At 47.2% G+C, this 13120-nt stretch carries 9 protein-coding genes; all 9 read left to right on the top strand.

Annotated features, from left to right (window positions below; translation table 11 throughout):
- Positions 1–225: 225 nt before the first annotated feature.
- The 9 genes from ACTJKG_RS07230 (at position 226) to ACTJKG_RS07190 (ending at position 13019) form a co-directional block, all read left to right on the top strand.
- Positions 226–399: a hypothetical protein gene (locus ACTJKG_RS07230; RefSeq protein WP_172333012.1), complete on the top strand. Its 174-nt coding sequence runs from the start codon at positions 226–228 to the stop codon at positions 397–399.
- A complete protein-coding gene (locus tag ACTJKG_RS07225; RefSeq protein ID WP_440738783.1) occupies positions 396–3482 on the top strand; it encodes a SusC/RagA family TonB-linked outer membrane protein in 3087 nt (1028 codons plus the stop codon). Before ACTJKG_RS07230 ends, ACTJKG_RS07225 begins: the two co-directional genes overlap by 4 nt.
- Before the next feature lie 11 nt (positions 3483–3493).
- Entirely contained in the window at positions 3494–5050 is a 1557-nt protein-coding gene (locus ACTJKG_RS07220) for a RagB/SusD family nutrient uptake outer membrane protein (protein WP_440738782.1), read from the top strand.
- 114 nt (positions 5051–5164) lie between these two features.
- Entirely contained in the window at positions 5165–5641 is a 477-nt protein-coding gene (locus tag ACTJKG_RS07215; RefSeq protein WP_172333015.1) for a hypothetical protein, read from the top strand.
- A 357-nt stretch (positions 5642–5998) separates the two neighbouring features.
- Positions 5999–6409 carry a rhodanese-like domain-containing protein gene (locus ACTJKG_RS07210; RefSeq protein ID WP_440738781.1) on the top strand — a complete coding sequence of 137 codons (411 nt, stop codon included), beginning with the start codon at positions 5999–6001 and terminating at the stop codon, positions 6407–6409.
- A gap of 26 nt (positions 6410–6435) precedes the next feature.
- Positions 6436–8316 (top strand): arylsulfatase, encoded by a 1881-nt coding sequence (locus ACTJKG_RS07205; protein WP_440738780.1) that lies wholly within the window; start codon positions 6436–6438, stop codon positions 8314–8316.
- A gap of 202 nt (positions 8317–8518) precedes the next feature.
- Positions 8519–10393 carry an arylsulfatase gene (locus tag ACTJKG_RS07200; protein ID WP_440738779.1) on the top strand — a complete coding sequence of 625 codons (1875 nt, stop codon included), beginning with the start codon at positions 8519–8521 and terminating at the stop codon, positions 10391–10393.
- A gap of 182 nt (positions 10394–10575) precedes the next feature.
- A complete protein-coding gene (locus tag ACTJKG_RS07195) occupies positions 10576–11313 on the top strand; it encodes a thioredoxin domain-containing protein (RefSeq protein WP_172333019.1) in 738 nt (245 codons plus the stop codon).
- Positions 11314–11441: 128 nt separating this feature from the next.
- On the top strand, positions 11442–13019 hold the full coding sequence (locus ACTJKG_RS07190) for an arylsulfatase (RefSeq protein ID WP_440738778.1): 1578 nt from the start codon (positions 11442–11444) through the stop codon (positions 13017–13019).
- The last annotated feature ends 101 nt before the right edge of the window (positions 13020–13120 follow it).

The following is a 13120-nucleotide window of genomic DNA, read 5'->3' as shown; positions in this document are numbered from 1 at the left end:
GAGCGCAGAGGCCTGCCCACCATGCTTCGACGGAGCTCAGCATGACACCCTGCCCTCTCAAGAGGGAATTGATAAACATTAAAGAACAAAGGCATATGAAAAAATAATAACATAACATAAATAAGGGAAAAGCAATCGCTTTTCCCTCCAGAATTAAAACAACGAAACAGGGATCGATTGGCGTTGAGCCTGCTTCAATGGTGTCATTTTAAACTATTCAAATTTATGCAAAATATTGCAAAAGTTGGGCAGGGCTTTCTATTGCCCCAACCCCGGCTTGTTCACCTGGTCACGGCCATAGCCGCAGGTATTTACTACCGGTACGCCGGTGGCGGGCTTATATCAAAAGCCGCTTTATCGTCTGGTTTATTCACCAACTTAAACTACCAGGCGATATGAAAAAACTCTTATTTATTTCAGCATTAGCTTTACTGCTCCCCATTATTGTTTTTGCCCAGGAAACACAGCCTATCATCAATTCAAAACTGGTAGGCAGGGTAATTGATGGTTCCACCAAAGAGCCATTGCCCGGCGCGGTAGTACGTATAGAGGGGACAACACACGTTGTTTCGACAGATGTTCAGGGGAAATTTAGTTTTGTTACCGGTCAGAAGTTTCCATACAAACTTATTATAACCTTTATAGGTTACGAAACACAGTCGTTTATTGCCGATGGCAGTCCCGTAGAGATCCGGATGAAAGACGCGCAAAGCCTGCTGAACCAGGTAGTTGTGGTGGGCTACGGCTCTCAAAAACGTAAGGACATCACCGGTTCGGTGGCATCAGTACCACAACTGGCGCTCAAACAGCCCATTCCTTCGTTGGATAGGGCCCTGCAGGGTACCATCTCGGGCATACAGGTAACCCAGGCCACCGGGCAACCCGGAGCAGGGGTAACGGTACAGATCCGCGGTGTGAACTCCATTAACGCGGTGGCTGAACCACTGTATATTATTGACGGTTTCCCAACCTCAAACAGTAATTCCCTTACCGATGCCGGTGTAACCAATGGCCCTAAGATCAATCCTTTGGCTTCATTGAGTACTTCTGATATTGAAAACATCGAGGTGCTGAAAGATGCCTCGGCGACAGCCATATACGGAACACGTGGTGCTAATGGTGTGATCATCATCACCACCAAAAAAGGTAAATCGGGTGTATCGTCCATCAATTACGATGGCAGCTACGGCTGGCAAAGCGTGATCAAGACTATCCCATTACTTAACTCCGATCAATGGGGGGCCTTGCGTAACGACGCCCTGGTTAATTCAAACAAATCACCACAAACTGCCGCCCAACTCAATCCTTTTAATGTGAATACCGACTGGCAAAAGGCTGCCTTCCGGGAAGGGAATACGCAAAACCATAACCTGTCTATCCTTTCGGGGACAGACCGTACCCGCCTGGCGTTCTCGGGCAATTACATGAAGCAGGACGGTATACTGCAAAATACCAATTTTGAGCGTTTTGCCGGTCGTGTGAATGTGGAGCATGATTATAACGACAGGTTTAAAATATCATCCTATATCACCGGCAGCCGTATCAGCGCGCAGGTAGCGCCGGCAGGAGTTGTCCCGGCCATATTGCTGATGACGCCCACCACGCCGGTATACAATGCGGATGGATCTTTCTTTATGAAAAACATATTTGAGGGTACTTATGGCAATCCCATCAATACGCTGTATAATCAACTCAATACAACTACTACCAGCAGGGTTTTAGGTAATATCGCGGGTGATTACAAGATCACTACCGACCTTACTGCGCGTGTTTTAGCCGGTATCGACCTGATCGACAACAAACAGAACCGCTACCTGCCCTCCACGGTGTACGAAGGTTCAGGCTACTCAGGCATCGGCGAAGTAGGTACGCTGAATTCCTTTAACTGGCTTAACGAAAACACGCTGACCTATACCAAAAAGCTGGATCGTCATAATCTGACCGTATTAGCAGGTTTTACTCAGCAAAAATTTAAAGCCGAAGGTGCCATTACCGGTTCATCTGGCTTTGTGAGCGATTATGATGCCTACAACAACCTGGGTTCGGGGAGTATCACCTCCATTTCGGCAGGTGGTTTTGCTATTGCGCCATCATCATCGTCCAATATATGGGCTTTAAAATCATACCTGGCCCGTGTTAACTATGGTTTTGACAGCAAATACCTGTTAACATTAACCTTACGTGCCGATGGTTCTTCCAAATTTGCACCGGGGCATCAATGGGCATCGTTCCCGTCGGCCGCCATCGCCTGGAATGCTTCCAGCGAAAATTTCCTGAAAAATGTGGAGCAGATCAGTCAGCTTAAATTCAGGTTGAGTGCCGGGCAAACCGGTAACAGTGATATCCCGGCATACCAGTCATTCTCACAACTGGGTTATTACCGCTACAACTTTGGTAACACCACCGTAGCTGGTTTTGCGCCCAACAGTTTGGCCAATCCCAACCTTACCTGGGAAAAAACAAGCCAATATGATTTTGGCTTCGACCTGGGCCTGCTGAAAGACAGGATCACCGTTACCGCCGATGTCTATTACAAAAAGACAACCAACCTGCTGTTATACCTGCCGCTGCCAGCTACCAGCGGACTAACCATTATTACCAATACCGCTATCACCAATCCGCAGCAGTATGAAAACGTGGGTTCGGTGCAAAATAAAGGCTTTGAGTTGAGTGTCAACTCGCATAACCTTACCGGTTCATTTGTATGGAACACCAGCCTGGTATTCGCAGTGAACCGCAATAAAGTGCTGAGTTTGGGTGGTAATGGGGTAAATCAATTCATCCCGGATTCGTCGCTGCCATCTATTTTAAAAGTAGGAGAGCCTATCGGTTCATTCATCGGGTACAAAACCAACGGACTGATCAAGGCGGGTGGCCCGGCATTAACCCCGGCGGCCAATACCTCACCGGGTGGGCAGGCTTATGTGGATATCAATGGCGATGGCAAAATCACGCAATCTGCAGATAGAGTGATCCTGGGTAACGCACAGCCTAAGTTTACCGGCGGCTTAACCAACACCTTTTCCTACAAAGGTATCGACCTGAGTATCTTCCTGCAGGGTTCGTATGGTAACAAGATCTACAACCAACAGCGAAACGTACTGGAACTGGGCACGGGCTATACCAATGCAACCACTGCCTTACTAAACCGCTGGACACCAACCAACACCAATACTGATGTGCATAGCGCGTTCCAGGATCCGGCGCCAACCATTTCTGACCGATTTATCGAAAACGGCTCATACCTGCGCTTAAAAAGCCTGAGTCTGGGTTACACCATCCCAACATCAGTAGTGTCCAAATCGCCTATCAAAAAGATCAGGATATTCCTTACCGCGCAAAACCTGGCCACCTGGACTAAATACACCGGGTATGATCCGGAGGTGAGCAGTAACGAACAGTCGGCCATTACAGCTGGTGTCGATAACGGGGCTTACCCCAACAGCAAATCCATTATTGCCGGGTTAGGTATCACCTTATAATATGATCAAACATGAAACTTCATAACATTAAATATTTCGTTATACTGCTTGCTTTTGGCGCCACATCCTGCGCCAAGCTGAATGAAGATCCGCGATCATTCATTCCGGCAAACCAGTTCTATAAAACACAGGCCGACGCGGTGGCCGCGGTTACTGCCGCGTACTCGTTGTTAAACGCGGGCTCCAACTCCATACAAACACCATACAATACCCTGTTTAATACAGGCATGAACTTTATGGCCGATGACGAAGGACCTGGTCCGGGGGCTACCAATGCCGATGTGCGTTCACAGGCTGTGCTGGGGCATGCATCATCGGGTTTGCGCATCCTGCAGATCTGGCAGCAGCATTACGCGGCTATCAAGAAAGCCAATATTGCTATTGATACTATCCCGCATATTCAGTTTGACGCTACCCTGAACAAACGACTGGTGGCTGAAGCTAAGTTTTTACGTGCCCTGTATTACTTTAACCTGGTGCGTTTATATGGCGATGTACCGCTGGTGCTGCATGATCAAACTTCTATTAATCTGTCTGATCTGCAGGTGCCCAGAACGGCTGTCGCTACAGTTTACAAGCAAATAGAAACCGATCTGACGGCGGCAGCCACCGATCTGCCAAACGCCTACACCGGAGCCGATCTGGGCAGGGCAACCGCCGGAGCCGCTAATGCACTGCTGGCCAAAGTTTATTTAACTGAGCGCCAATGGGCCAAAGCCGTAACGCAGGCCGAAGTGGTGATCAATGGCCCGTATGGTTATGATTTGTTCACCAATTATGCAGATGTGTTTTTGCCGGCTTCCAAAAATGGTAAAGAGCATATATTTTCGGCTCAATTCAAAGCCAACTCGCAGGGACAAGGCAATAACCAGGCGCCGCGGGCTATCCTGAACGCCATACCCGGTATGGTAAGCAGCTACGCCGACCAGGTGGTGTTTTATTCTGTGCCTGATGCTACCAAACCAGGTGGGGTAGATAAATTCTTCAGCATTTATAAATTGTACTCTGCCAATGATAAAAGAAAGCGCATAAGCTTTGTGACCCGTTTCCAGAGCCCCAGCACTAACCTTTGGTATGGTAAGTTGAATGACAATACCATCCCCGGCGATTCCACACCATTCTTTAATAAATATTACGATCCCAATGTGGTGGCCAACGAGGCGGAGTCGGGTGCTAACGTGCCGATTATCCGCTTTTCGGAAGTATTGCTGATCCATGCCGAGGCAGAAAATGAACTAAACGGGCCAACTACCAAAGCATATACCTCTGTTAACCGGGTGCGCAAACGCGCCGGACTTGATGACCTTTCGGGTTTGACACAGGCACAATTCCGTGATGCGGTTTACCTGGAGCGACGCCTTGAATTTGTGTTCGAGTACCAGCGCTGGTTCGACCTGATTCGTGAGCGTGACGCCAACGGCAATGGTATACTGGAAGCCAGCCTGCTTAAAGTGGGCAAAACTAATGTGACTAAAGGGGTAGCAGGCAAATTTTACCTGTTCCCGATACCACAGCAGGAAATTGATAACAGTAACGGTAAGCTTACACAAAACCCGGGCTGGCAGTAAAGTCTCGCCCAACCCTCTCCAAAGGTGAGGGCTTTAAAACAGGATTTCAGAACCCTCTCCTTTGGAGAGGGCAGGGTGAGGCTCTGAATAGTTAAACGATTAAATATCAATGCTATGAAAAAAATAATTGTCGTTTTTGTAATGTTCATCAGCGGATTAACCACGGTCTTCGCACAGTCGCCGGCAACGGGTCAGGGTTCGCACGAGGTTGACCCCAGGGTAAGCGTGGCTGTGTTGCAGGTGCTTGATGAGTACATGACCACTTTTAATGCTAAAGACCTGGCCGGCTGGGAACGTACCTATCAATTCCCGCATTACCGGTTGGCCAGCGGCAAAATGTCGGTACTGGAAAAAGCAGGTCTTCGTGACTCGGCCAAAGTGTTTGGCGAGCTGAAAAAGACCGGCTGGGATCATAGCCAATGGGATCACCGCAACATTATTCAGGCTTCGGCAGATAAGGTGCATGTGGATACAGAGTTTTCAAGGTATCGGGCTGATGGCAGCCTGATAGGTCATTTCGAGTCATTATATATCCTTACCAAAGAAAATGGTAAATGGGGTATCAAGTTCAGATCAAGTTATGCGGAGTAGTATTGAAAAAATAGAATATCAAAAGAGGAACAGCCTATGACAAGACATGGAGCAAGCCTTAAACGCGATGTCGACTCACCCCGACATCGCTACGCTTGTCGACCCTCTCTTCAGCTTCGCTGGAAAGAGGGTTGCGGTAAGCTTTTTTTCTACCCTCTTTCCGCCGGAGGCGAAGAGAGGGTGGTCCAGCGAAGCGTAGACCGGGTGAGTCGATTCTGGAACCAGATGTCTTATTACCCTAAACAAGGGGCCTGTCACCCTGAGCTTGTCGAAGGGGCGTGCGCAGAGGCTTGCCCACCATGCTTCGACGGAGCTCAGCATGACATCCTTTTTAATTGATCACATGAAAAAATATATATGAAAAAGTTAATCATCATCAGCTTATTGCTGTTTTCGGCAAATACCGCTTTACGGGCGCAACAGTTAGCATATGTGCAAAAAAAGTCGGATAAGATTGCGGTAACACCCTCGGTAGAAAGAAAACTGCTCGATGACGTGGCACAAGGCAAAGCCTACCTGATAGATGTGCGTACTCCCGAGGAATACAATCAGAAACATCTGCAATACGCTGCAAATATCAATATCAAATCGGCCGATTTTGCCGACCAGATCAGGAAATTGGATAAAAACAAATCCATCTATCTTTATTGTCATTCGGGGAATCGGAGCGGCCGGGCAGCCGATTCCCTGCAAACACTGGGCTATCATTTGAGCTATAACATCGGGGCGCTTGACAGTTTAACTAAAGCCGGTTTCCCGGTACAATAATTAACATCTAAAAATAAAATCATATCATGATACATTTAAAAGTACTCACCCCAAAGCCACCCCGGTATTTTAAACCGGGTGGCGGTAAAATATGGCCTGTTGCCGTGCTTATCAGCATACTCGGTTTGCAAAGTGTAAAGGCTCAAAATACCCAGCCATTTGGCGGCACTGTAGGGAAAACGCTTAATGATTCAAAGGAGTGGTGGCCCGAGCCTCATAAAGCGCCTGCCGGTGCGCCAAATGTGTTGTGGATATTGCTGGATGACGTAGGCTTTGGCGCTACAAGCACCTTTGGCGGCATCATCAAAACACCCAATTTTGATACGCTGGCCAACAATGGTTTGCGTTATACCAATTTCCATACGGCAGGTATCTGCGCGCCTACACGTTCGGCTCTGCTTACCGGGCGTAATCACCATTATGTGCACGAGGGCGGATTTTCGCATGTGGTTTTATCAGCCGGGTTCCCCGGTTATGATGGCCGCATACCATCTGATAAAGGAACGGTTGCTGAAATATTAAGAGAGAACGGTTACAACACCTTTGCCGTGGGCAAATACGGTTTAACACCTGATGAAGACGCTACCGATGCCGGCCCTTTTGACCGCTGGCCAACGGGCAAAGGTTTTGATCATTTCTTCGGATTCCTGGGTTCGGCAACAGATCAGTACAAACCTGACCTGGTAGAAGATAACGCACACGTAACACCCGATGGCCGCCACCTGAACGAGCAGATCACCGATAAGGCTATCTTTTATCTTACCCGTCAGCATAAAGTAGCGCCTGATAAACCTTTCTTCCTGTATTACGCGCCGGGAGCAACCCATTCGCCGCACCAGGTAGCCAAGGAGTGGAGCGATCTGTACAAAGGTCAGTTTGATTCTGGATGGGATGATTTTCGCGAAAAAGTGATCGCAAGGCAGAAAAAACTGGGCATTATACCTGCTTACGCTAAATTGCCCGAACGCAATACCCGTATCCCTTCCTGGAAATCGCTTCCGCCGGCCGAGCAAAAACTATACGCCCGTTTTATGGAAGTGTATGCCGGTTATTTAACCTATACCGATCACGAGGTTGGTCGTTTGTTGGATTACCTGAAACAAAGCGGTCAGCTGGATAATACCCTGGTATTTGTGATCATTGGTGATAACGGAGCCAGTAAGGAAGGCACACTGCACGGCGAGATCAACCCCAAAAAGAACTCTTCCAGGGTGCTTGCCGAGGCTCCCTACCTCAAAACCAATATCGAGGATATTGATGATATCGGCACGCCGCAGGCTTCTACCAATTATCCGCTGGGATGGGCACAAGCGGCCAATACGCCATTCAAATACTGGAAACAGGATGCCAACTCTGAAGGTGGTACCCGTAACCCGCTTATCGTTTACTATCCAAAAGGTATTAAGGATAAAGGAACCATCCGCACACAGTACGGCCACGTGATCGACGTATTGCCAACTACATTAGAGTACACCGGCATTAAATTGCCGGAGTATATCAGGGGTATTAAGCAGGATACGCTGCAAGGTACATCGCTGGTTTATTCCTTTGATCATCCGGAAGCAGCCAACAAACACAAAATACAGCATTACTACATATTTGGCTCTCGCTCCATTTATAGTGATGGATGGAAAGCTGAGGCGGCGCACCATCCGGATTATGTGGAGTTGAACGATTTTACTGTCGGCAAAGATGTGCCCGATATCAGCTTTGATAATGATGTATGGGAGCTTTATAACCTGAATGATGACTTTAACGAGCGTGTTGACCTGGCCAAGAAGTATCCCGAAAAATTAAAAGAACTGAAAGCGGTATTCGAGGAGCAGGCCCAAAAGAACAACCTGTATCCATTTATCGACTGGTACGATGTGTATCACCGCAGGATTCATCAGAATTATAAGAAATAATTGGGGGAACAAGGATTTTTGGAACAAAGAGCAAGGATAAAAAACAAAAAACACGTCATTGCGAGGTACGAAGCAATCTCTATGCTGTACAGAGCAAATATGCAAAGTTAATCTGCTTGTGTAGAGATTGCTTCGTACCTCGCAATGACGCGTGATAAATTAGATCAGAAGGTATTAATCCAATAATATAAAAGCTATCCATATGAAACAAACACACAAAAAAACGCTCGTGGCGATGGTAATTGCCCTGGGTTTTGCGTTGCCGGCCGCGGCGCAATACGGACCCGTAGCTCCGGCCAATATACCGCCATCAACCCCCGCAACCTATAAAGGAGTTATAGGCAAAACCCTGGCCGAATCAAAAGAATGGTGGCCTAAACCACTTAAGGCTCCTAAAGGCGCACCCAATATTGTCTGGATATTGCTGGACGATGTTGGCTTTGGTGCTTCGGCCACATTTGGCGGATTGATCAATACGCCAAATTTTGATACGCTGGCCAATAACGGCTTGCGTTATACCAATTTCCATACAGCAGGTATTTGTGCGCCTACAAGGTCGTCATTATTAACCGGGCGTAACCATCATTATGTGCATGTAGGTAATTTTTCGCATGCCTCAACCGCGGCAGGTTTTCCAGGTTACGATGGCCGTATCCCGGCTGACAAAGGTACCATTGCCGAAAACCTGCGTGAAAACGGTTACAGCACGTTTGCAGTTGGCAAGTGGGGCATAACACCCGATGAGGATACCACAGCTGTTGGACCGTTTGATCGTTGGCCAACCGGTAAGGGTTTTGATCACCACATCGGTTTTCTGGAATCAGCCACCGACCAGTATAATCCGCCGCATTTGGTGGAGGATAATTTCCACATCAAACCCGATGGCCGTAACCTGAACGAGGTGATCACTGATAAAGCGATTGCCTATATTGATGCCGCCCACAAAGCCGCGCCAGACAAGCCTTTCTTTTTGTATTATGCCCCAGGCGCTACACACGCGCCTCACCAGGTAACCAAGGAATGGAGCGACCTGTACAAAGGTAAATTTGACGAGGGCTGGGACGTATATCGCCAAAAGGTTTTTGAAAACCAGAAGAAGGCAGGTTATATCCCTGCTTATGCCAAGCTGCCCGAGCGTAACGAGCGCATCCAGGCCTGGAAAAGCCTGCCGCCCGATCAGCAGAAACTGTACGCCCGTTTTATGGAAGTTTATGCCGGGTATCTTACCTATATCGACCACCAGGTTGGCCGGGTGATTAGTTATTTGAAAGCATCTGGCCAGTTTGATAATACGTTGGTGTTTGTGATGATAGGGGATAATGGCGCCAGTAAGGAGGGCACTTTCCACGGAGTGATCAATCCTAAAAACTCAGCGCTCACTACACCTGAGGCCGATTATATCCAAAAAAATGAAAGTGATTACGAATCCATTGGCACACCACAGGCTTCAACCAATTATCCGCTGGGTTGGGCGCAGGCTGCCAATACACCATTCAAATACTGGAAATCTGATGCCGATGCCGAAGGTGGTACACATAATCCACTGATTGTTTATTATCCAAAATTGATCAAAGAGAAAGGCGGCATTCGTACACAGTATGGCCACGTTTCGGATATATTCCCAACAACCATTGAGGCCGCGGGTTTAAAACTACCGGAGTACATTAAAGGTATTAAGCAGGATACACTGCAGGGTAAATCATTGTTCAGCTCCTTTAATAACGCGCAGGCTCCAACACTACATACCAAACAATACTATTACATCTTCACTTCCCGATCCATTTATAAAGATGGCTGGAAAGCCGAAGCTGCGCACCGCCCGGACAATATCGATCTGCTCAATTTCCCACAAGGAAAAACACTCCCTGAGCGCAACTACGATAAGGATGTATGGAAACTATACAACCTGAACGAAGATTTTAACGAGCGCATTGACCTGGCCAAAAAATATCCCGAAAAGCTCAAAGAGTTAAAAGATCTGTTTGATGCCGAAGCCAAAAAGAACAATATCTACCCTTTTATAGATCGCGATGACATCAACAATAAAAGGATCCATCATCTGGAAAATAACCAATAAGGTGCTGAGTGGGCAGTAGTGAATGGTGAGTGGTCAGTTTGAGTTTTGTCGCTCGCTTAAAGCCTTACGAAGTTTTAAAAACTTCGTAAGGCTGGCTATTCGCCTTTATAAATTTCTGTCTTGATACATGATACTAATTACTTGATACTAAATAGATACTAAATAGATACTAAACTAAAAATATGAAAAAATTAAAGAGTTTTTTGCTGGCGGTAATCGTAACCGCCACGGGGATTGCTAATGCGCAGGCCCAAACCGATAAACCCCTGTTATCACTGGAGGCCTTTGCCGCCAAACTAAAGCAATCTAAAGATGCACAGGTACTGGATGCTCGCTCGGCTGAGGAATTTGTGCAGAACCACATCAAAGGCGCTGTTAATGTAGATGCCAAAGCCGCCGACTATCAGCAGCGCCTGGATGCGCTTTCCAAAGACAAGCCAACCTTTGTTTACTCCATTGCCAATGGCCGCAGCAAGGTTTTATCCAACGAATTGCGCGCCAAAGGGTTTAAAGATGTAGAAGAGCTGCCGGGTGGATTAGCCAATTGGATCGGTTCTGGTTATCCCATTATTTCAACTACCAAAAAAGGCGTTTCTTTAACCAAAGCACAATTTACCGAGCTTACCGGTTCATCACCATTAGTACTGGTTGATTTTGGTTCGAGATACTGCGGCGCCTGCAAAAAACTGGTGCCTGTACTGGATTCGCTGAAAGCCAAAACAGGTTTTACCCCGAAGATCATCAGCATCGAGGTGTATGATAATACCGCCCTGGCTAAAGAACTGAAAGTAAATGTGCTGCCAACCCTGGTACTATACCAAAATAAAAAAGAAGTCTGGAAAAAACAAGGTTTTTCATCAGTTGCCCAGGTTGAAGCAGCGGTGGCACAGACCACCTCAAGCATCGCGAAAACCAAATAGTCATCACCCTTCCTTCTGTCATTTCGAACGAGGAACGAGGAGAAATCTTTTACGCTATTATATCCCGGTGTATAAGATTTCTCTCTTCGTTCGAAATGACATTTAGTGTAAACAAATAACCACCACCATTGAAACGTTTACTATTCCTTATTTTATGCCTGCTCCCGGGCATTACCTTCGCACAAAAGCAACCCTCCAAACCCAACATCGTCGTGATTTTAGCCGATGACATGGGCTTTGCCGATCTGGGCTGTTTTGGCTCGGAGATTTATACGCCCAATATTGACAGACTGGCCCGCGAGGGTTTAAAAATGACCCAGTTTTATAATGCCGGCAGGTGTTGCCCATCGCGAACAGCCTTGTTAACCGGTTTATACCCGCATCAGGCCGGTGTGGGCGACATGGTGAAATATAAAGGTTCGCCAGCTTACCAGGGTTATCTGAATGATCATTGCGCTACCATTGCCGAGTTATTAAAGAACCAAGCGGGCTATAATACCATTGTATCGGGCAAATGGCACGTAGGATTGCAGCCATCAGCATTAGCTTTTAACCGAGGGTTTGACAGATCATTCACTATGTTGAATAATGGCAGCAGTTATTTTAATTCGGCCCCGTTGTATAACGATGGCAGCAAGATCACCTTTATGCTAAACGATAAGGAGATTACGAGGAATGATACCTCCAAATACCTCACCCAGGCTATTACCGATTTCGCTAAACAGTCATTAGAGCAAATTAAAGAGGATAAGTCGCCGTTCTTTTTATATGTAGCCTACAACGCCCCGCATTGGCCCATCCAGGCGCTGCCTGAAGATATTGCCCGTTACAAAGGCAAATACCTGAAGGGTTGGGACAAGCTGCGCAAACAGCGCTACGGAAAACTGGTGGCCAGCGGTATCATCAAAAAATATTGGAAGCTATCTGATCGCGAAAGCCGGGTGCCCGACTGGGATTCATTATCGCCCGAAGAGAAAGAAAAATGGGATACCCGCATGGCTATCTATGCGGCCATGATCGATAGGATGGACGTCGGTGTGGGCGAGATCATGGCTAAGCTCAAACAGCTGGGGAAAGATAAAAACACCATCGTGCTCTTTGCATCAGACAATGGCGGCAGCGCCGATGAGGTGAAAAGTTTATCGACAGTAATACAAAAGAACGGTACTCCCGGTTCGGTAAATTCTATTGATAGTTATGAAATTCCCTGGGCCAATGTGAGTAATACGCCGTTCAGGCTGTTTAAAAGAAATACGCACGAAGGTGGCATCGCCACTCCCTTTATCGCCTGGTTTCCGGGTGTTATCAAACCTGGCAGTACCAACACGCAGCCCGCTCATTTTATCGATTTGATGCCTACCTGTCTTGATCTGGCGGGCGTTACCTATCCGCAGGAATTTAAAAACAGGCAGTTAACACCGCTGGAAGGATCCAGCCTGAAAAACGTACTGCTCAACAAACCCTGGAATGGTCATGACGCTATTTTTTGGGAACACGAAGGTAGCCGCGCCATCAGAAAAGGAAACTGGAAACTGGTTGCCGAAATTAACCAGCCCTGGGAACTATACGACCTGGATGCCGATCGCTCCGAAACAAACAATCTTGCCGCCAAATATCTCGATAAAGTAAAAGCCCTGGAAGCAGAATACCTGCAATGGGCGCGAAAAGTAGGGGTGGTTGACTGGAACAAGATCCAATCATTGTAGAAATAAACTATCAACCCTGTCATCTCGAACGAGGTACGAGGAGAGATCTTATATAAGCGATAGGTCAATAGTACAAGATTTCTCCTCGTACCTCGTTCGAA

The organism is Mucilaginibacter sp. 22184 (assembly GCF_052045695.1).
Classification (GTDB): Bacteria; Bacteroidota; Bacteroidia; order Sphingobacteriales; family Sphingobacteriaceae; genus Mucilaginibacter.
The sequence above is the reverse complement of the archived record's forward strand: the minus strand, read 5'-3'. Positions and strand labels throughout refer to the sequence as shown.